General features: G+C 71.3%; 20 protein-coding genes. 6 read left to right on the forward strand and 14 right to left on the reverse strand.

Annotated features, from left to right (window positions below; translation table 11 throughout):
- The first annotated feature begins 64 nt into the window (after positions 1-64).
- The gene (locus ACZ5D2_RS15850) at positions 65-955 is read left to right on the forward strand and encodes a DUF4232 domain-containing protein (RefSeq protein ID WP_468929659.1); all 891 of its coding nucleotides are present in this window, start codon (positions 65-67) and stop codon (positions 953-955) included.
- A gap of 50 nt (positions 956-1,005) precedes the next feature.
- On the opposite strand, the gene ACZ5D2_RS15855 is transcribed toward ACZ5D2_RS15850, so the two are convergent.
- The 5 genes from ACZ5D2_RS15855 to ACZ5D2_RS15875 form a co-directional block, all read right to left on the reverse strand.
- Positions 1,006-1,539 (reverse strand): DUF7822 domain-containing protein, encoded by a 534-nt coding sequence (locus ACZ5D2_RS15855; protein ID WP_331738393.1) that lies wholly within the window; start codon positions 1,537-1,539, stop codon positions 1,006-1,008.
- A 398-nt stretch (positions 1,540-1,937) separates the two neighbouring features.
- Positions 1,938-2,321, reverse strand: a complete 384-nt coding sequence (locus ACZ5D2_RS15860) for a VOC family protein (RefSeq protein ID WP_331738390.1) — start codon at positions 2,319-2,321, stop codon at positions 1,938-1,940.
- A gap of 363 nt (positions 2,322-2,684) precedes the next feature.
- Positions 2,685-3,110: a hypothetical protein gene (locus ACZ5D2_RS15865; RefSeq protein WP_331738387.1), complete on the reverse strand. Its 426-nt coding sequence runs from the start codon at positions 3,108-3,110 to the stop codon at positions 2,685-2,687.
- A gap of 212 nt (positions 3,111-3,322) precedes the next feature.
- Positions 3,323-3,718 (reverse strand): cupin domain-containing protein, encoded by a 396-nt coding sequence (locus ACZ5D2_RS15870; protein WP_331738384.1) that lies wholly within the window; start codon positions 3,716-3,718, stop codon positions 3,323-3,325.
- The gene (locus tag ACZ5D2_RS15875) at positions 3,715-5,163 is read right to left on the reverse strand and encodes an MFS transporter (RefSeq protein ID WP_468929665.1); all 1,449 of its coding nucleotides are present in this window, start codon (positions 5,161-5,163) and stop codon (positions 3,715-3,717) included. The genes ACZ5D2_RS15870 and ACZ5D2_RS15875 overlap by 4 nt, the downstream gene beginning before the upstream one ends.
- Positions 5,164-5,220: 57 nt before the next feature.
- Between ACZ5D2_RS15875 and ACZ5D2_RS15880 the strand changes: the two genes are divergently transcribed.
- The 3 genes from ACZ5D2_RS15880 to ACZ5D2_RS15890 all read left to right on the forward strand — a co-directional run bounded on the left by ACZ5D2_RS15880 (position 5,221) and on the right by ACZ5D2_RS15890 (position 7,099).
- Positions 5,221-5,889: a TetR/AcrR family transcriptional regulator gene (locus ACZ5D2_RS15880; protein ID WP_331738378.1), complete on the forward strand. Its 669-nt coding sequence runs from the start codon at positions 5,221-5,223 to the stop codon at positions 5,887-5,889.
- A gap of 353 nt (positions 5,890-6,242) precedes the next feature.
- Entirely contained in the window at positions 6,243-6,920 is a 678-nt protein-coding gene (locus tag ACZ5D2_RS15885; protein ID WP_371681484.1) for a hypothetical protein, read from the forward strand.
- Entirely contained in the window at positions 6,905-7,099 is a 195-nt protein-coding gene (locus ACZ5D2_RS15890) for a hypothetical protein (RefSeq protein WP_331738372.1), read from the forward strand. The genes ACZ5D2_RS15885 and ACZ5D2_RS15890 overlap by 16 nt, the downstream gene beginning before the upstream one ends.
- Positions 7,100-7,421: 322 nt before the next feature.
- On the opposite strand, the gene ACZ5D2_RS15895 is transcribed toward ACZ5D2_RS15890, so the two are convergent.
- Positions 7,422-7,931, reverse strand: coding sequence for an NUDIX hydrolase (locus ACZ5D2_RS15895; protein ID WP_468929670.1), 510 nt, complete (start codon positions 7,929-7,931; stop codon positions 7,422-7,424).
- A 121-nt stretch (positions 7,932-8,052) separates the two neighbouring features.
- On the opposite strand from ACZ5D2_RS15895, the gene ACZ5D2_RS15900 reads away from it, so the two are divergent.
- On the forward strand, positions 8,053-8,562 hold the full coding sequence (locus tag ACZ5D2_RS15900; protein WP_331738366.1) for a RidA family protein: 510 nt from the start codon (positions 8,053-8,055) through the stop codon (positions 8,560-8,562).
- Between the two features lie 85 nt (positions 8,563-8,647).
- Here the strand turns inward: ACZ5D2_RS15900 and ACZ5D2_RS15905 are convergent, their stop codons facing one another.
- The 4 genes from ACZ5D2_RS15905 to ACZ5D2_RS15920 form a co-directional block, all read right to left on the reverse strand.
- Complete coding sequence (locus tag ACZ5D2_RS15905) at positions 8,648-9,430, reverse strand: SDR family oxidoreductase (RefSeq protein WP_468929674.1); 783 nt, start codon at positions 9,428-9,430, stop codon at positions 8,648-8,650.
- A 143-nt stretch (positions 9,431-9,573) separates the two neighbouring features.
- Positions 9,574-10,683, reverse strand: a complete 1,110-nt coding sequence (locus ACZ5D2_RS15910; RefSeq protein WP_331738361.1) for a C40 family peptidase — start codon at positions 10,681-10,683, stop codon at positions 9,574-9,576.
- Positions 10,684-10,759: 76 nt separating this feature from the next.
- Positions 10,760-11,614, reverse strand: a complete 855-nt coding sequence (locus ACZ5D2_RS15915) for an alpha/beta fold hydrolase (RefSeq protein WP_468929677.1) — start codon at positions 11,612-11,614, stop codon at positions 10,760-10,762.
- Positions 11,615-11,676: 62 nt separating this feature from the next.
- Positions 11,677-13,146, reverse strand: a complete 1,470-nt coding sequence (locus ACZ5D2_RS15920; RefSeq protein WP_468929680.1) for an MFS transporter — start codon at positions 13,144-13,146, stop codon at positions 11,677-11,679.
- Between the two features lie 150 nt (positions 13,147-13,296).
- Between ACZ5D2_RS15920 and ACZ5D2_RS15925 the strand changes: the two genes are divergently transcribed.
- Positions 13,297-13,863 (forward strand): TetR/AcrR family transcriptional regulator, encoded by a 567-nt coding sequence (locus ACZ5D2_RS15925; RefSeq protein WP_468929682.1) that lies wholly within the window; start codon positions 13,297-13,299, stop codon positions 13,861-13,863.
- An 84-nt stretch (positions 13,864-13,947) separates the two neighbouring features.
- Here the strand turns inward: ACZ5D2_RS15925 and pspAB are convergent, their stop codons facing one another.
- The 4 genes from pspAB to ACZ5D2_RS15945 form a co-directional block, all read right to left on the reverse strand.
- On the reverse strand, positions 13,948-14,526 hold the full coding sequence (gene pspAB / locus ACZ5D2_RS15930) for a PspA-associated protein PspAB (protein ID WP_331738349.1): 579 nt from the start codon (positions 14,524-14,526) through the stop codon (positions 13,948-13,950).
- 15 nt (positions 14,527-14,541) lie between these two features.
- The gene (htpX, locus tag ACZ5D2_RS15935; protein WP_331739007.1) at positions 14,542-15,459 is read right to left on the reverse strand and encodes a zinc metalloprotease HtpX; all 918 of its coding nucleotides are present in this window, start codon (positions 15,457-15,459) and stop codon (positions 14,542-14,544) included.
- A gap of 233 nt (positions 15,460-15,692) precedes the next feature.
- Positions 15,693-17,933: a S9 family peptidase gene (locus tag ACZ5D2_RS15940; protein ID WP_468929685.1), complete on the reverse strand. Its 2,241-nt coding sequence runs from the start codon at positions 17,931-17,933 to the stop codon at positions 15,693-15,695.
- A gap of 62 nt (positions 17,934-17,995) precedes the next feature.
- On the reverse strand, positions 17,996-19,783 hold the full coding sequence (locus ACZ5D2_RS15945; RefSeq protein WP_331738342.1) for an N-acetylglutaminylglutamine amidotransferase: 1,788 nt from the start codon (positions 19,781-19,783) through the stop codon (positions 17,996-17,998).
- Between the last annotated feature and the right edge of the window lie 294 nt (positions 19,784-20,077).

Genomic DNA, 20,077 nt, shown 5'->3' on the forward strand with positions numbered 1-20,077 from the left:
GGCTGTGACCGGAAGTGTGGCCTCCGCCATGGCCCGGCACCCGTGTTCCTGATGGGGTGGCGTGATGCCCAAGACCAATGCCCTTCTTCCGGTGCTCACCGCGCTCCTGCTGCTCACGGCGTGCGGCGCCCCGGGGTCCGGGACCGGCGTCACGGCCCCGCGCGTGGACGGCGTGCGGATCACCTCGGTGACCGTTCCCTCCGCCGTGCCCACCCCCGGCTCCGACGGGTCGGGCGTCGTCCACGCCGATCCCCTCCCCGGCGACGGCTCCGGAATCTCGGCCGCGTACGAGGTCACCAACAACGGCACCGAGGCGCTGGCCTACACGATCCTCTTCGACTTCACCACCGAGGCCGGCGAGGTCATGGCCAACACCCGCGAGACCGTACGCTCGGTCGGCCCCGGAGCAACCGTGCGCGGCACGGTCCGGCTGAAGGCTTCCACCCCCGGATCGTCCCGGGTGACCCGCGTCAAGGTCTCCCACGTGACGAAGGTGCCCGCCGCCGAGGCACCGTCCGCATCCGGCGAGTGTCCGCCCTCCGGCATCCGCATCACCGCCGACGACGGCGACGCCGCGATGGGGCTGCGCGTGGTCGGCCTGCACCTGGAGAACTGCGGCAACGGCGACTACGCGCTCGACGGCTACCCCCTCCTGGAACTGCTGGACCAGAACCGGTCACCCGTCCAAGGGGTCCGGATCGTGGAGGGAAGCGGCGGCATCAGCACCGGTACCGGATTCGACGAGCCGGCCCGTCCTTTGGTGCTGAAGCCGGGTGAGAGTGCCCTGTCCGGGCTCATGTGGCGCAACACCACTGAATCCGGCGATGCCGTCAGCATCCCGTACGTCAGGGTGCGGGCCGTCCAAGGCGCCGATCCGGTGACCGTGACACCCCATCTCGATCTCGGCACGACCGGCCTGCTGGCCGTCCGCGCCTGGACCCGCCCGTCGAGGTAGGGCCCCGTCCGGAATCGGCTCCGGCTCCGGCTCCGGGAAGGCCAGACCCTCTATTCGGAGAAGGTGTAGTAGAGCGCGTCGCTGTAGAAGGACCCGAAGTGTTCCTGCCAGTCGGCTCGGACCGAGGCGAGCCATTCGTCGTTCTCGCCGGCGATCGCCGCCTCGGCCTGGGCGACGGCGGCGGGGATGTCGGTGGAGACCAGGCGCTGCACCGCCGCCACCGGGTCGTCGGCCGTGATGGAGATCATTTCCCCGGTCTCCAGGATGAAGTGCCCCGCCCGCTGCTTGTCGAGGTGGGCCCTGGTCTCGTCCACGCGCCGGGAGAACTGGTCGTCGTCCTCAAGCCCCCGCCCGACCGCGTTCAGGAGGTCGCGGAGCAGGGCCGCACCCTTGTCGTAGTCCGCGGCGATACCGATCCGCGGGTTCCAGATCATGGAGGGGACGATCGTCGTGCCGTACCCGGCCATGAGCTTGTGGGCGAGCGGGACAGCCCAGTTGTGCTCGGATATGCACCGGATCGCCTGGGGGATCTCGTCGTCGGTCGGCACCGAATCGGCAGAGTAGAGGTATGAACGGTTTGCCATGTCGGCCACGCTAACACCGGGGTCCGACAGCCCCGGTGCCGTCGGCCCCGCCGTACCGCCGGCCTGGACGCCCCCCTTGAATGCCTTCGTCAACTGCGCCCGTGCGAAAGGGATGTGACTGGGCAGGGAGGCATCGCCTGGTGGCGGAATCCCAGTGGGGTGAGGCAGATGGGCCGACGGCACACGGGCGCGGAGACATTGGTGCGGCGGGGCGCCGACGGGCCGTTGTACGTGGCCGCGCAGGACGACCGCGATGCTCCGCGACACGGGGCGGACGTTCATCTGCAGGCAGAGCGCGGCGAGGTAGCCCGGACGCCGGAGGGGGACGGCCCCGGTGCGTTGGGACGGGGAGACGATGCGCGTGGTCGCCGGCATCCTGCGCGGGCAGGCGTGTGGCCTCAAGAAGACATCGCTGCGCGGTCGGCCTCGCTGCGGAGAACACAGAATTCATTGCCTTCAGGGTCCGCGAGGACGGCCCAGCCGGCGCCATCGGGTTCCCGGCGATCGGCGACGAGGGTGGCACCGAGGTTCAGCAGCCGCTCGACCTCCTCCTCGCGCGAGGTCTTGGGGCGCAGGCACAGGTGGATCCGGTTCTTGACCGTCTTCGGTTCCGGCACCTGATTGAAGTACAGCAGCGGGCCCTCCGGCAGCATCACCTCAGTCTCCAGGTCACCCGGTTTGCTCTCCGGATGCAGCGGACAGCCGAGTGCCTCGCTCCAGAACCGAGCCAGCTCATAGGCATCCACACAGTCAACCGCGACGTTCTGCACTACCGAAACCATGCAGGGGATCCTGCCTGAAGCCCCGTCCGGTCAGCAAAGTGCAGTACGGGGCTTCGAGGATCAGCCGTTCACCGGTGTCCTCCGTCACCCCGCTCTCCGGCGAGACGGTCAGGCAGCAGACGAGGATGCCGCCGTGCCAGACGGAAGGCCGGCCGGTCGGCCACACTGTGCATCGCGTGGAGCAGCAACGGCCGTGCGGTCGCAGGCGAGGTCCAGCTCCGGGGGCGAAGGCCGCCTGGGACGTCGGCCGGTCCCGGTTGCGCCGGGACCAGCCGTGGTCAACGCAGGCGGGGCCTGTTCTTCGCGTCGGACAGCGGGCGTGCGGTCCTGGCGAGGCCTGCGGAACTCTGCCGGCCGATGCCGCTACTTGAGCTCGATCACCAGCTCGAAGTCGTCGCCCTCCCGCCAGCCCGAGGTGATCATCCCGCTGGGATGCTTGTCATCCCCCCAGGCGTAGAAGTGCTCCCAGGTGACCTTGTCGCCGTACCAGTGGTTGTAATCCGTCCTTGCGTACGCCTGGACGGACTTGCCGTCGTGCTTGGTGTCCCACAGCTGGAGCGTGCCGTTGACCTGCGGCTTGCCCTTCTCCGTCCGGGTGCACTCCCGGTACTTGGCGCGGCCCCCGGTGATGTTGATCTGCTTCCAGCCGGAGCACGTGGCGGCCGTGACCGCCGCCGCGCTGTCGGTGGACCGCGCCGGCGGCGCGGCGTTCGCGGCCGGGGCCGCGGCGAGACCGCCGGCCAGAGCCAATCCGGCAACTGTGAGGACGATGCGCTCGCGTAACAGCACAACGGTTCCTTTCCGTCATACGGCGGACGGTTCCTCCATCAGGTCCCTGGTTGCCCGCCGGGACGAGACCACCGTGCCTCCTCCTGTGTCCCTCTTCAGCCGCCTTGGGGCAATACCACCCTTTCGGGAACTCTCGCACCCGGGACCTCTGAAAAGACGGCCGGCGGGAGGTGCGGACTCGATTGCGGCACGCCGGCCCGGCCACCGGCCGCTCAATGAAGGTCAGCGCGCTTTTCGAGGCGGGTGCCGTCGCGAAGGGTGATCGACATCAGGTCGCCGGGGGACTCCAGTTCCAGGCGGTGCCAGCGGCCACGGGGGACGATCACGGCGGTGCCCGCCGGCAACGGCACCATCTCCTCGGCGCCGCCAGGCCTTTCGGGGCGGAAGTAGAGGCGTATGCCGCCGGTCAGGCAGCACACCGCTTCCTCGGCCTCCGGGTGCATCTCCCAGTGGTCGGCATGGACGTCGGCGTCGGTCTCGACGTGGAACGTGGCGATCTGCCAGGCGCCGGATCCGCTGCTCGTCATCTGCCGTTCGACGGCTCGGACGTCGCCGTCGGGGTGGAAGTGCAGCGCCGAGGCGAACAGGTCGACGGTGTTGGTCGTCATGAGGGTGTTCCTTCCAACTGCTGGCCGGCGGAGACGGTGGACTGCGGGAGAGGCGTGGAGACCCGCCGGCGCGGCAGCACGCCGATCGCCACGACCGCCGCGAGCACGAAGAGGGCGGCACCGACGGCCAGGCCCAGGGCATAGCCGGCGTTGAGCGCGGCGGGGTCGGTGGCCGTGCCGGTGTGGTGGGCGGCGGCGGTGGCCAGGGCTGCCAGGCCGAGGCAGCCGCCGAGTTGGCGGGAGCTGTTCATGAGGCCGGAGGCCATGCCGGCCTCACGCGGGGCTATGCCGGTGGTGGCGGCTGCCGCGACCGGGGCCAGGACCAGTCCGGCGCCGACGCTGGTGACGAGGGACGGGCCGAGGACGTCGGTCAGAAAGCCGCCGTCCGGGCTGATACGGGCGAACCAGGCCAGGCCCGCGGCGGCCAGCAGGGCACCGGGCACCAGGGATGCGCGGGGGGTGCGTGCCGCGGTGATGCGGGTCGCCACGATGGTCCCCGCGACCAGACCGGCGGAGAAGGGAAGAAATGCCGTTCCGGTCGCTGCGGCGCCCATGCCCAGGATCTGCTGCATGTAAAGGGACACGAAGTAGAAGGCCGTGAACTGCCCGGCCGCGGCCAGGAGCACGAGCACGTTCGCTCCGGCGACCTGGCGGCTGCGCAGCAGGCCGAGGCGCAGCAGCGGTGCAGCGGCTCTCGACTCGGCTACGACGAACGCGGCCAGCAGCACGGCCGCGGCGGCGAGGGAGGTCCATGTGACCGGGGAGCCCCAGCCAAGGGTGTCGGTGCGGACGACACCGAGCACCAGCAGCCCGAGTCCGCCGGTCGCCAGGACGGCGCCCAGCACGTCCAGTCTCTCGCGCCGGGCGGGTGACTCCCCGGCGTCCCTCCCCGCCGGTACCAGCGCCAGAGCCGCCGCGACGATGGGCAGGTTGATCAGCATGACCCAGCGCCAGCCCGCGTACTCGGTCAGCAGCCCGCCCGCCAGCACGCCCAGCGCGCCGCCCGCGGCGTTCACCGCGCTCCACACCCCGAGGGCACGGACGCGCCGGGGGCCTTCGGTGAAGGTGGTGGTGAGCATCGCCAGCGCGGCCGGCGCGGCTGCGGCGGCGCCCAGGCCCTGGCCCGCGCGGGCGGCGACCAGTTGCCAGGGGGCCTGGGCCAACCCGCCCGCCAGCGAGCACAGTCCGAAGACGGCCAGCCCCAGCACGAACAACCGACGCCGGCCGTAAAGGTCGCAGGCGCGGCCCCCCAGCAGCAGGAACCCGCCGAACGTGAGCGCGTACACGTGCACGACCCACGCCAGGTCGAGCGGCGCGAATCCCAACGCGGTGCGGATCGCGGGTAATGCGACGTTGACCACGGACATGTCCAGGGCGACGACGAACTGGGCGACGGCGGCTGCCGCCAGCACCAGTCCGGGCCTCCCCCGAGAGTTTCTATACATGTAAGAAAAGTTAGCGGCCAGGCGCGCCGTTGTCGACACCTGGGAGATGATGGGGACATGCCGCAACCGTCCGCACCCCGCAAAACCCTGGGCCGACCTCCCCGGATCTCCCGCGAGGAGATCATCGAGACAGCCCGCCGCATCGTGGCGGAGGGAGGAGTGGACCGGCTGACCATGCGGCGGCTGGCCACCGAGGTCGGCAGTACGCCGATGGCGCTCTACCACCACGTCCGCGACAAGGAAGAACTCCTCGTCCTCCTGCTGGACGACTACGCCGCACGCACCCTGCACCGGCCGGAACTTCCCGCCCACCCCCGCGAGCGGGTCATCGTCGCGGCCGCCGCCGTCCACGAGGCGCTCGCCGCCTGCCCCTGGATCGTGGAGGTACTGACGGCCGACGACCTGATGTCCACGTCCGCGCTGTGGTTCGTCGAGCAGATCGTCGACGGTCTGGTCGCCTCCGGCCTCTCCCCCGACCGGGCCGTGCACGGCTACCGTGCGATCTGGTACTACACCGCCGGAGAGATCGTGGTCCGGGTGACGGCGGCGCGGCGGCGCGCGGACGACGACCGTGCGACCTACCGGGAGCACGTCTTCGCCGACCTCGACCCGCGAGAGGTACCCCGCTTGGCACAGATCGCGGACCGCTGGGCGCCGCTGACCGCCGAAGACACCTACCTGGACGGTCTCCGAGCCCTGGTGGACGGCCTCCTCGCCGCCCACTGAGACGGCCGGTGGCGTGTCCGTGTCGGAGCCTCCGCCAGGGGTGGGATCGGCGTTGGCGTTTCGGCCGTCGGTCGGGCTCGGGTCAGGCCAAGGGTGGGCGGGGCCCCGCGTCAGCACCACAGGGGCGCTGTCCGAGACGGAACCCCGACATCCGGGGCACCCGTGGACGCCGCCCATCTCAAGGGACGGAACGGGCAGCGGTGATTCCCCTCCCGGAATCGGACACTCTCCCCCGCGATCCGGCCACCCGGCGGGCCGTCCTGGGAATCGGCCACGCGTTGGCCTAACGTCCCTGCCCTGCCGCCACACCGGGCGCACCCTGCTCCCGCGGATCGCGGCACTAGGAGCTGTTCATGCGTATGTCCGCTTTGGCCACCGCAGGTTCGTCTCTCGGGCTCGTACTGGCGCTGGCGTCCGGAGCGAGCGCTGCCACCCCCGCCCCCTCTGCCGACGCCTCCGCCAAGACGGCGCCCGCCGGTACGGCCCGGCCGACCACCGGCGCCGTCATGCACTACGGCTACGACGGCGCCGGTAACACCTACCAGTCGGCGACGCTGGACCTGTCCGACCCCAGGGCCAAGGACCCCGCCAACTACCTCCCGAAGAAGCTCGTCGACTCCGCGCGGGCGATAGAAGCCGCCAAGACCAGCGGCAAGACGGCCACTCCCGCCGCGAACGCCGCCGGCGCGTTCCTGTGCACGCTGTACGTCGGCGGCCTGCGGGACTGGAACCTCGGCGACCTCCAGGGCACCACCAACCAGGACTGCTCCGGCAGCTTCCGCGTCCAGCACACCAACGGCCAGTTCGCCTGGGACAACGGCGGCTGGGCGCGGTTCACCGGCTCCGTCGTCGGGCCGGAGACCACCGCCCAGCACAACGACACCATCTTCATGGTCTGGTGTAATCACCCCGCCGGGTACGGCCAGAAGCCGTACCGCCTGGAAGCCCGCGGGTACGCGACCGCGACGGACGGCACCCAGGTCAAGGGCTATCTCCAGTACGGAGGCTCCAGCAAGTGGACCTGCCTGTAGAACAGCCGCGCAACACGTTCGGCTACGACCCGGCCAGCGGACCCGTCGACGCCACCACCGTGACCCCGGACACCCCGTCCGGCCCGGCCGGTGACGAGGGGGACGACGACGGCCCGGCGGTGATCCTGGCCCGTGCGACGGCACGACGGGCGACCCCCGCCGACGACCCGACCCACTGACGCCGGCCCCCACGACCGTACCCCCTCTGCCCGGCACGGGGAGAGGGGGCACGCGCGCGGAGGGGAGTCAGGGACCAACGCCTGCGCAGCCGCGCATCGACCACCGCGCGCAGGTCCGCCGAGCCTGGTGACAGGTCGGGGGCACCGGTTACCGTCCGGACGGGGCCGGTGTCCAGCTCGGCGTCGACGGACATCGGGCAGAAGCCGTCCAGGGCGGTCGCCAGCCACATCTGCACGCTTCTGCCTGCGCCTTCTCCGCGCGCTCGGCCGGTGTCGGCACCGTCTCGGCCGGCCGGGCCGGGTGTGCGCGGGGGGGCAGCCCTCAACCGAAGGGGTGATGCGGGGCGCCCAGGGCTCGATATCGGTCGAATGCCTCGCGGGCGTCCGGGATGAATCCGGGATGGCGGACGAGGTCTTCGAGTTCGGGCTCGGTCAGCCAGTCGAACCAGGCGACTTCCGTGGGGTCGGGCCGCACCGGTTCCGTGATGACGACCTCGTGAAGGCCCAGCCAGTAGGGGCTGATCACGCCGTCGCACAGGAACTTGAGCACGAACCGGGGAGCAGCGTGGACTCCGAGCTCCTCTGTGAGCTCTCTGGCCGCGGCTTCCTCGTACGACTCACCGACGTCGACGGCGCCACCGAGCATCCAGTTGAACTGCCCCGGGAAGCGGGAGACCTCGTCCGGGCGGCGGTGCACGAGGATCCTTCCGTCGCCGTCGCGGCACACCGTCGTCGCGACGCGGTGCAGCCACCGTTCCCGAATCGCGTCTCCACGGTCGGCGACCGCCACGACGCGATCCTGCTCATCGACCCTCTCGACCTGTTCACCCATGGGACACAGGATCGCAGGGGCTCAGGTGGCGTCCACTCGATTCCCGTACGAGGAGTTCTCCCTTCCGTCGTGGGAGCGTCGGGACTCCACAGGCTCCGCTGGGGACGCAAGGGAGAGAGCTATGACCAAGTCAAGGCGCAGGTTCGGCATCGGCGCCGTGGTGGCCGCGGTCGTGGCCGCGATGATCACCTTCACAGGATTGCAGGGGGCCAGCGCGCAGGACCAGGCGCGCCGCGGCTGGGACCACTTCGGGTTCGGGGTGCCGTGGGAGGAGTCCTACGGGTACTCGCAGGGCATCAGGGCCGGGGACACGATCTACATCTCGGGGCAGGTGTCCCATGACGCGGCCGGGAACTTCGTGGGCGCCGGCGACTTCGAGAAGCAGGTGCGCACGTCCTTCGACAACCTGGACAAGGTCCTCGCGCACTACCGGGTCCCGCGCAGCCAGATCATCAGCATGAAGATCTTCACCAAGGACCTCCGCAAGAACTTCGACACGGCCGCCAGACTGCACAAGGAGTACGTCGGCAACCACCGCACGACCGACACCATCGTCGGTGTATCCGACATGTCGGTCCCCGAACAGCTCGTGGAGATCGAGGCCATCGTCAAGGTCTCACCGCGCTCCTGATTGCTGGTGGCGACCACCGGCTACGGCCGTCTCCCCGGGCCGGTACCGGACCGGGGAGACGGCGGTGCGCGCCGGCCGTCGTGGTTCAGCCGGCGGCGATCGGACCGAGCCAGGTCCCACCCGACACGTCGATCGTCTGGCCGGTCACCCAGCGCCCCTGCGGGCCCGCGAGGAAGCCCACGACGTCGGCGACGTCCTCCGGCTCACCGATCCGTCCGAGTGCGGTGATGGCCTCCAGGCCCGCTACGACCTCCGGGATCGAGGTGTAGCCGGCGGTCAGGTCGGTGCGCACGGCTCCGGGCGCGACCGTGTTCACCGTGATCCCCCTCGGACCGAGCTCGTTGGCGAGCGAGGGTCCCATGGCTTCCAGCGCCGCCTTGCTGACCGTGTAGCCGATCTGGGTGGAGACCGCGAACCGGCTGGCCGTCGACCCCATGTTGATGACGCGCCCGCCGTCGTTCAGCAGCGGCAGCGCCCGCTGGACCACGAAGAACGGGGTGCTCACGTTGACGGCCATCAGCGTGGCGAACTCCTCCTCGGTGACCTGACCGATCGAGTTGCCCGAGCTGATACCGGCGTTGTTGACCAGGATGTCCAGGCCCTTCGCACCGTGTTCCGCCAGCCCGCGGGTCAGCCCCTCGAACAGCCGGTCCACTGCTGCGGCCTCTCCGAACCGGGCCCGCACGCCGAAGGCGCGCCCGCCCGCCCCCACGATCCGTGCCACCGTCTCCTCGGCGGCAGCCTCGTTCCCGCCGTAGTGCACCGCCACGAGCGCCCCCTGAGCGGCCAGGCGCAGTGCGACGGCCCGTCCGATACCCCGCGATCCGCCGGTCACCAGTGCGGTCTTGCCTGCCAGCTGCTCGCCCATGTCCGTACCCCTCTGCCATGTGTTCGTGCCGCGCCCCCGATGGGCCCCGTCGACGGCGTCACTCTCGTTCGGAGCGCTCACCACTCCCTCACCGGCGGCTCACCGCCTCACCGGTCGACGAAGGCGCTGCGCCCGCGTCAGCGTCAGCGGGTGAAGAAGCGGGTGGCGCCCACGTACACGCGGCCGGTGGAGCCGATGGGTTCCTCCCGGACCACGTCACCGGTTCGGGGCGCGTTGATCATCATCGGTTCGCCGTTCTTCGTCCCCGAGTAGATTCCGACGTGGGTGACCTCGGTACCGGTGGCGGGGCGGAAGGCGACGATGTCCCCCGGCTTGAGGTCCCTCGTGTCGGTGATGCGCACCCCGACGGCCGAACCGGCGGGCGGCCGTCCGCCACCCGCGTCGAACTGCGGCTGGGCGTCCCGGGGGATCGTCAGGCCGAGGGCGGAGTAGATCTGGCTGGTCAGGCCGGAGCAGTCGTAGCCGAGTCCGGAAGTGCCGGACCAGAGGTAGGGCAGACCCAGGAAGGTGCGTGCGGCGTCGACCACGTCCTCGCCGCTCGGGGAGGCCGGGACCTCCTTCAGGTCACCGGCCCGGAAGAACACACGGGCACCGCTGTGGGAGTAGGCGGTGACCAGGCCGGGCAGGGGGCCGGCTTTCACCGGGAACGCGGTGTTGTACGAGTACTCGACCGCCTGCCCCGCCCCGGCGGCCGAGAGGGCGGCCCGGGCCGTGGTGAAGCCCCGGGCCGTGGGGCGCGCGACGCGTTCCTCGTGTGTACCGGCGGGTGGCCGCCGGTGATCGGAGGTCAGCTGCCGGTCGGGGATCCAGCCCGGGTAGGCGCCCCGGCCCGTCTCGTCCCTGGGAGTGGGCTGGCCGTGCACCCATACGTGGTCCCAGAGGAGGCCACCGTGCCACACCGTCTGATCGACGGTCACCTGCGCCTGGTGGAGCGCCTGCGTCTCGCCCGCCACGTCACGACGCTCGTCCAGGGACATGGCCGTCAACCAGCCGCGGACGTCCGCGGGATTGGCGGTCGCGGGAGCGTCCACGGGCCGTACCTTCTCGGGGCTCACCCAGACCTGCGCCACCGTCACGTCGACGTAACAGGTCGGGGCGCCGTCGCACGGGCGCGTCGCGGTGGGTTGGAGGGCGCCGGACGCGACGGCCGGAGCGGTGGGGAGCGGGGCGGCAGGGGCAGCGAGGGTGAGGAGCGTCGCCGCGGCCGTCAGGAGGGTCTTCACGGAGTACATGCACCGATGCTGTCCAACATCCGTCGCCGGTGAACCCGTCCGGCGACGGAGCGGGCCGTGCTCGTCGTGCCCCCGGCTATCTCGCCGGTGCCGCGAGTTCGCCCAGCATGCGGGCGGCCGGTTCCGGGTCGACCAACCACTTGAGGTGGCTGCCCGCCAGCGTGCGGACGTCGTACGGGTTGTCCGGCGTCAGCTCGTTGCCCTCGCGGATCAGCCGGTCCTGCACGGCGAGGGGCAGGCTCGTGTCGTCGGCCAGGCGGATGTACGTCTTGGGGATGCGGCCCCATGTCTCGGCCCGTGCCCGGTCGGTGGAGGCGCCGGCGTCCAGGTTCTCGTCCGGCTGGAAGGTGTTCAGGAAGGTGAGGAACTGCTCGTCGGTGCCGTCGGCGATGAAGGCCGCCTTGAACGCCGCGAGCACGTCCGGGTCAGCGGTACGGAAGTTGACGCGGAGCAGGCCGAGTTCGCCCGGGTTTCCGACGAGCGCCGAGGCGAAGGTCGCGGGGTCGACCGTGGCCATCTCCGGCTCGGCGTAGTAGCCGTTGACGTCGAGGTCGACCGGGGCCCAGGCGGAGACGTAGACGATGCGGTCGATCAGATCCGGGCGGGCGTTTGCTGCCGCGGTGGCCGTGATCCCGCCGCGGCTGTGGGAGACGAGGATCACCGGCCCGTTCCGCTTGGCCCGTTCCAGGATCCCGATCAGGTGCGCGGCATTGTCGGCGAGCGTGACGCCCTTGATCGAGCCGGGTGCCGTGGCGAGCCCTTCGGGATCTTGTGGGGTCTGGTAGGCGTGCGTGTAGGTCGCCTGGAATCCGTGGCCGGGCAGGTCGACGGCGACCGACCGGTGTCCGAGGAGGCCGAGCTCGGCCTGGAGTGGTGCGAAGGAGAAGGAGTTCGAAAAGGCTCCGTGAACCAGTACGAACGTCGGTTGCATCTGTTTGCTCACTTTCCAAGGGGACGTCCCGGTAGGACCGGAGCAGGCGGGGGGCGTCGCTGTCAATGGCTGCTCGCGGATTTGTTGTTCGAGGTGGTGACCGCATCCGGATCGGTGTGACGTCGCCGTCCGGCGGAGCCTTCCACGGGCCCGGGCCTCGCCAGCCACAGGCCGGTGAACACGGCGGTGGCCAAGGTGACGGCGCCGGCCGCGACGAAAGCGCTGTTGAGGCCGGTCTCGAAGGAGGCACCGCCGGATTGCCGGGTGTGGACGACGGCCCCGAGTACCGCGACGCCGAGCACCGCGCCGATCTGCCGGGTGGTACCGCTGATGCCGGAGGCGAGACCGCCTTCCTGCGTGCTGACCGCTTGGATGGCGGCGCCCGTCAGCGGAGACAGGGTCAGGGCGAAGCCGGTGCCGACGGCTCCAAGACGCCACCACACGTTCCCGTAACCGGTGTCGGCGTGCACCGTGCCCAGCGCCAGCAGTCCCAGCCCGGCGAGGGCCAGGCCGGTGGTGACCACGACGCGGAAGCCGTAGCGGGCGGCGAGCCGGCCCGCGTACGGGCTGACGATCACCATGGCGACGGAGACGGGGAGGGTCTGCAGGCCGGCGCGCAGGATCGAGCTGCCCTGGACGTACACGAAGAACTGGGAGAAGAAGAACGACGAGCCCATGAGCGCGAACCCCACCACGACCATGGCGGTGTTGGACACGGTGAACAGCCGCTGCCGGAACAGGCGCAGCGGCAGCATCGGAGCGGTACGACGCGCTTCGACGGCGAGGAAGGCGGCGAGGAGGACCGCCGCGGCGGCGAAGCTGCCCAGGATCACCGGCGACGTCCAGCCGCGGGCACCCCCCTCGATCAGCCCGTAGGTCAGTGCCCCCACCGCCGGCACGGACAGCACCGTGCCCGGGATGTCGATCGCGGGGGCGCTCACGTTGCGGGACTCGCCGAGGTGGCGCAGGCCGACCAGCAGCAGGACCGCCCCGATGGGCAGATTGACCAGGAAGATGGCAGGCCAGCCGAAGGCTTCCGTGAGCACGCCGCCGACCACAGGGCCTGCGGCCAGACCGATGCCGCTGAATCCGGCCCACAGCCCGATCGCCTTGACCCGTTCTTGTGGCAGGGGATGGGCGGCCACGAGCAGAGCCAGCGAGGCAGGGCTCAGCGCCGCGGCCCCGATGCCCTGCAGCACCCGGCCGGCGACCAGCCAGCCGACCGAGGGCGCGAGGCTGCACAGCACCGAGGCGACGGTGAACACCGCCACGCCGGTCAGGTACACCCGCTTGCGGCCGAAACGGTCGGCGAAGATTCCGCCGGACAGCAGCAGCATCGCCACCAGCAGTACGTACGCGTCGACGATCCATTGCAGACCGGTCAGCTGAGCGTGCAGCCGGTGCTGCATATCGGGCAGCGCCGCTCCCACGATCGTGTTGTCGAGCAGGACCATGAATTGGCCCAGGCAGGTCACCGTGAGCAGCACGTCCCGGCTGGGTCGACCGCCCACGGCCACAGGCGATGCGGTCATGCAGATTCCTCTCGATCGTCAGTTGCGCCCGGCCACGGTCGACGCGGACGGCGATACACCTGAGCACCTAACGCAGTCGGCGACTGCGTTAGGTGACTGTAAGGAAGATCGCGACACAAACGCAAGTCATTCCTGCGTTAAGGTGAGCGCATGAGTGAAGGACAGCGAGCCCGGCGGCCCGGCGGGCGCAGCGCCCGCGTCGCCGCGGAGGTGCACCAGGCCGTCACCGAGCTGATCAGCGAGCGCGGCTACGGCAACTTCACCGTCGGCGAGGTCGCAGCCCGCGCGGGCGTGGCCGACAGCAGCGTCTACCGCCGGTGGGGCAGCCTGGAGACCCTGCTCAGCGAGGTGGCGCTCACCCGCCTCAACGCGCAGTCGCCGATGCCCGACACGGGGAGCCTGGCCGGCGACCTGCGCACTTACGCGGCCAACGTGGCCCGCGAGATCACCGGACCCGACGGTCTGGCGGTGGTGCGCCTGGCCGTCGCCCTGTCGAACAACGGTCAGCAGGGCCTGCGGGCGGGTGACGACCTCCGCGCCGAACGCATGCGGCAACTGCAGTCCATGCTCGATCGCGCCAGGGAACGCGGCGAAGACGCACCCGACGCGTTCGGCGTGCTGGACCACATCCTGGCCCCGATGTACATCCGCGTCCTGTTCGGCATGGTCCCGCTCACCCCGGACTACATCGACGGGCTGGTCGACCGGTTGCTGTGACCTCGACCCGGTCCCCGGGACCAGCCCTCGGACCCGGTTCCCGGGCTCCGTGAGGTCCGGGTGCCCCGGACTCCGGGGGCGCTGTCACAGGCCGGGGGCGCCCCAGAGCGGAAACCAGCGGTTCAGGTCCTCCTCGATGCGCAGGTCGTCCTTGACCGTGGCCTTGACCTGGAGTTCCAGCGGGTTGTCGCGCTTGTGCCCGGGCAGCGGCGCGAAGGGGTAGAAGGTGCCCCGCTTGTAGACGTAGACGAGTGCGAGGGGGCGCAGCTCGGCGTCGTGGAAGGTGACCAGGGAGCAGAGGAGTTGGGGGCCGAAGCCGCTGTCCTCCAGGGCGGTGTTCACCGCGTGCAGGTCGCCGACCAGGGCCGGCAGGCTGTCGGGGCCGCGGCGGGAGAGCAGCCAGGAGTATCCGTAGGTGTCGCGGCTGAGCTCCACGGGGTTGCCGGCCCGTTCGGAATCGGCGTCCAGGAGGTCTCGTACGTCCTGCCGGACCTGGGTGAACGCACCGCCCTCCGTGGAGGCGAAGCACACCGAGCCGACTCCGGTAGGGGTGAAGCCGATGGCTGCCTGGAGCGTGATCGCCGCCGAAGGCAGGCCGAACAGCTGGTCCAGGTCGGGCTTGACGGGCTTGGTCCGGCCGAACAGGGAATCCCAGAGTCCCACGGCCTCAGCTCCTTCTCATGGCGTCTCGGCGCCAGGTCCGCCCAGGCGTGCGGAGATCTCTGCGAGCGCCGCGAGTCGGCGTTCCAGGCTGGGGTGGGTGGAGAACAGCGTGGCCATCACCGTGCCGGCCTTGAGGGCGGGGGTGAAGAAGAACGCGTTGAACGCCTGGGCCGTACGCAGGTCCTCGGTGGGGATACGGGCGATGTCCCCGGTGACTTTCGTCAGCGCCGAGGCCAGCGCGGAGGGCTTCCCCGTCAGCATCGCCGCGGCGCGGTCGGCGGCCAGTTCGCGGTAGCGCGACAGCGCCCGGATGAGCAGGAAGCTGACGGCGTAGACGAGGGCGGAGACCGCCATGACGGTCATGAAGACGACGGCGGTGTTCTGATCCCGCTGGTCGCGTCCGCCGAACAGCTGGGAGTAGAACGCGAAACGGACGACGAGTCCGGCGATCACGCCGAGGAACGAGGCTATGGTGATCACCGCGACGTCGCGGTGCGCGACATGGGAGAGCTCGTGGGCGAGGACGCCTTCGAGCTCCTCCGTTTCCAGACGGCGCATCAGTCCCGTGGTCACGCAGACCACGGCGTGGTCGGCGTTACGGCCGGTGGCGAAGGCGTTGGGCAGGTCCATGTCCGAGATGGCCACCCGGGGTTTGGGCATGTCCGCCGTGGCACACAGCCGGTCGATCACCCCGTGCAGCCGAGGTTGTTCCTCAGGGGTGACGAAGCGGCCGTGCATCGCGTACAGCGCGATCCTGTCGGAGTACCAGAACTGCGCGGCCAGCATGGCGGCGGCGATGACGACCACCAGGACGACGGACTTGAGCAGCACGATCAGCGCGGCGATGAACACCACGTAGACCAGCCCGAGCAGGAACATGGTGACCGCCATGCGGGCGGTCAGCTGCCGGTCGGGCTCGAAGCGGCTGCGCACCGTCATCACCTCGGGATCAGGCCCTCGTCGTACAGCAGTGCCGTACCGGAATCCGCATGATCATGAGCACCGGGGCGATCAGCTCATCCAGGGCGCCCGGACGGGCCTGCATCTACTCAGTATTCTCCTATTCTCCTGGGCACGCTGCATCGCCGGGTAGGTACCGCCATCGCCCGTCTCCTCACCGAGGCCGGTCCCGCGCCTGTTCCGGCCGCTCGGCGCACCCCCGGACCTCACGGCCTGGGGTGCGCCCCGAGATGCCGTTCCAGCCAGCGGGCGGCGGCGCGTCGGTAGATGCGGCGGTTGTCGGCCCGGAGGAATTCGTGGCCTTCGTTGCGGAGCACCAGCAGTTCCGCGGGCAGCCCGCGGTCGCGGGCGGCGCCCACGAACTGCTCCGATTCGGTCGGCGGGACGTTGGTGTCGTGCTCGCCGTGGACCGCCAGTACGGGAACGCGCAACTCGTGGACGCGGCTCATCGGGGACAGGGCGCGCAGCAGCTCCCGGTCGCGTTCGGGGTGCCCGTACTTGGCGGCCGCGGACTGTGCGATCCACGGTTCCGTGCCGGCGAAGAACGTGTCGAAGTCCGACATCCCGCAAACGGCCACTCCGGTGCGGAACAGCTCCGGATGCCAGACCAGCGAGGCCATCGTCAGGTAGCCGCCGTACGAGCGCCCCATGACCCCCAGCCGCAGGGGGTCCGCGTACCCGAGCGCCACCACGTGGGCGGCGCAGTCGGCGACGTCGTCGATCGCCGCGAACCGGCCGGCGCCGAGGTCGGCGTCGACGAAGGAGCGTCCCCAGCCGGACGAGCCCCGGACGTCGGGGGCGAAGACGTCCAGACCGCGGCTGAGGAGTTCGTGGTAGAGCGGGTTGAACACCGGCCGCTCCTGTTCCTCCGGACCCCCGTGGAGGTGGATGACGCACGGGGCCGGACGGCCCGGGTCCCGGTCCGGCGCCCGGTAGTACCAGCCGCCCAGCGTCAGCCCGTCCCGGGCCCGGCAACGCAGCGGCACGGGGCGTACGGGGGGCCGGCCGGGCGGGGCCGCCTCCTCGTCGCGCGCCGACCAGGGGGCGCGTACGGGGGTGCCGCCGCCGGCCAGTTCCCAGATGCCGGGCCTGCGGAGCGAGCCCGACAGGGCCGCGAACGCCGCGCCGCGGCCCACGGCCATGCGGGTCACCACCTCGTGGGGCAGGGCCGGGCGGTGATGCGGTCCGGAGTCGCCCTCGCCTTCCGCGCCCGCGGTGGGGAGGGCGATGCTCTGCAGTTCACTGGCGCCGTGGACGTTCCAGGCGACCAGGCCCCACCGCCCGTGGTCGGGGACGGTCAGCAGGTCGAGGGCGGACCCTTCACGCTCGGCCGCGACGGAGGTGCCTTCGCAGCCGCCGTCCTCGTCCAGCCGGACCCGCAGAAGGGCCGCGTACTCGCGTTCCCAGTCGCTGCGCAGCCACAGGGTGCGCGCGTCGGGAGAGAACCGGCCGATCCACGGGTCCCCGTCGGCGACCCGCAGCGCGCAGGTGGTGCGGCCCGACGCGGTGTCCAGTACGAGGCCCTCGCGGTGGCCGCGCGGACCTCGGCGCAGCAGTGCGAACCGGCCGTCCGCGCTCATGTCGCAGACGCGCAGGGAGGCGGCCCCCGTTTCGCTGAACAGCAGGACCGGGGCGTTCGTGCCGTCCGGGTCGATGAGGTAGGCGGCCAGCCCGCCGCCCGGTGCGGGTCCGCCTCCGCCGCCCGGTGCCGCTCCGGCAGCCGGCGCCCGCCCGGCCGGCGCCCGTCCGGCATCCGCTCGGCTGTCGGCGCCCGGGGCCACGGGCCCCGTACGGGGGGCGGATGCCGGTCGGCCGGACCGGGGTGCGGCGCCGCCGCCGAGGAGGGTCGCGGATCCGCCCCGTTCGGTCCAGGCCTCCCCGGGGCCCCGCATCGGGGCCGTGGCCTCGGACATCGCGAGCCGTTCCGACGCGTCCTGCGACAGGTGCCCGGGCCCGCTGTGCTCGGCGACCGCCCCCGACGGCCAGGCGATCGTGACGGCGAGGGCGGAACCGTCGCGGGTCCAGGATCCGAGGTGCGCGGTGCCGCCCGCCTCGGCGCCGGCGAGCACGCGGCGGCCGGTCCCGTCGGGGCGCACCACCAGGACCCGGGAGTGCTCGCCGCCGCCCGGGGCCGAGGTGTACGCGATCCAGCGCCCGTCGGGGGACCACGACACCTCGGTCACCGGGTCGGGGTCGGCGTCGAGGACGTGGGCCTCGGCGCTCCGGGCCGGCCCGCTCCACAGTTGCGGGACCCCTGCCCGGTCGCAGATGAACGCCACGTACTCCCCGGTGGGGTCGGCCGCAGGATACCAGCATCCGTGGGCGGTGAGCAGGGCCGGCGGATCTCCGTGGTGGTCGTCCGGCACGTATACGGGCGCGGGTGCCGGTACGGGGACTTCCGGCGCGCCGGAAGACGGGGCCGTCGGCTTCGTACGGTCCAGGGGCATGGCAGCCTCTCTCAGCCTCTCTCCGCTTCGCCGGGGCCGCGCCTCCGGCAGACCGTCGCGGATCAGTGAATGCCGTGCGCCTGCAGCCAGATCTCCAGCGAGGCCACCTGCCACAGCGTGCCGGCCCCCCGCCTGGCACGGTGGCGGTCGGGTTCCGCCAGCAGTGCGGCCACGTGCCGCTGGTCGAAGATCCCGCGCCGGCGCGCCTCCGGAGCGGTCAGGGCCTCCCGTACGCGCGCCAGCACCGGCCCGGCCATCTGCCGGACCCCCGGCACGGGGAAGTAGCCCTTGGGGCGGTCCACGATCTCCGGGGGCAGGACCTTGCGGCCGATGTCCTTGAGCACGCCCTTGCCGCCCTGGTCCAGTTTGAGCTCGGGGGGGCAGGCGGCCGCGAGTTCGACGAGCTCGTGGTCCAGGAACGGCACGCGCGCCTCCAGGCCCCAGGCCATCGTCATGTTGTCCACCCGCTTGACCGGGTCGTCGGGCATGAGCGCGTGGACATCCATCCGCAGGGCCGCGTCGAGGGAGGTCGTGGCACCGGGGGCGGCCATGTGGGCGCGGACGAACTCCACGGAGGCGTCGTGGGCCGCGACCACGGCCGGGTCCAGCATGGCGGTGACCTCGTCGTGCGTCCGGTCGAAGTACGCGTCGGCGTACGCCGCTGGCGCGCCCTCCCGCGTGGCCGAGGCGATCGGCGGGTACCAGTGGTAGCCGGCGAACACCTCGTCCGCTCCCTGGCCGCAGAGCACCACCTTGACGTCCTTGGCGACCTGCTCGGACAGCAGGTGGAAGGCCACGGCGTCATGGCTGACCATCGGCTCGCTCATGGCTCCGATCGCGCCTTCCAGCGCGGCGGGGAGCCGGCTGGTGGGGATCACGAACTTGTGGTGGTCGGTCGAGAACGTGCGGGCGATGAGGTCGGAGAACCGGAATTCGTCGCCGTCCTCCCCTTTCTCCGCTTCGAATCCCATCGCGAAGGTGGGGAGGTCGAAACCCTCCAGCCCCTCCTCCGCCAGCAGGGCCACGATCAGGCTGGAGTCCAGGCCTCCCGAGAGCAGCACGCCGACGGGGACGTCGGCGACCATGCGCCGCCGCACCGCCGTGCGCAGCGCGTCGTACACCGCATCGCGCCACAGCGCCGGGTCCGTGCCGAGTGCGGAGTGCCGGGTGTAGGAGGGCTGCCAGTAGCAGTGGTCGTGGTGGGTGCCGTCCCGCTCCACGACCCGGAGGGTGGCCGGCGGGATCTTGCGCACTCCGGCCAGTACGGTCCTGGGCGCCGGTACCGTGCCGTGCCAGCTCAGGTACTGGTGGAGCGCGACCGGGTCGAGGGAGGTGTCGACTCCCCCGCCCGCCAGCAGCGCCGGAAGGGTGGAGGCGAAGCGGAGCCGGTGGGCGTCCTGGGTGACGTAGAGGGGCTTGATGCCCAGGCGGTCACGGCCGAGCACGACGCGGCCCGTCCGGTGCTCCACGACGGCGAAGGCGAACATGCCGACGAGGTGGTCCACACATTCCAGGCCCCACTGTGCATACGCCTTGACGAGCACCTCCGTGTCGGAGTCGGAGAAGAACCGGTATCCGAGGTCTTCGAGCCGGCCGCGCACCTGGCGGTGGTTGTAGATGCAGCCGTTGAAGACCACCGTCAAGCCCAGCCGGGCGTCGGTCATGGGCTGGGCACCCCGGTCCGAGAGGTCGATGATCTTCAAACGCCGGTGCTCCAGGGCGACCGCCCCCTGCGACCACGCGCCTCGGCCGTCGGGCCCGCGCGATTGCAGAGTGTCGGCCATGCGTTCGACCGCGGCGAGGTCGGGACGGCCGCCGTCGAAGCGCACCTCCCCGCTCAGGCCGCACATGGGGCACCTGCCGATCCGTCGGCACGCAGAAGAGTTCCCCGTACTGCTCTCGTTTCCGAGGGCCCGGCCACGTACGCCATATGTTCCTTCGCTCCCGTGCCGTTCGGCCCGCACCGTGCGGGCTGAACGGCGTCTGCCCGACCGTTCGCTCCCCAAGCCCGGGGGCCGCGTCCCCGATGGCGGGGACCGGCGTCCGCGCGCCTCGGAGGCCCCGCACGCCCGGCGGCCGACACGCCCACGGCCCTGTCCACGACGACACCCCCACTTATGCCCCGCCTGCTCACGGATCCACGC

The organism is Streptomyces sp. NPDC031479, assembly GCF_055581065.1.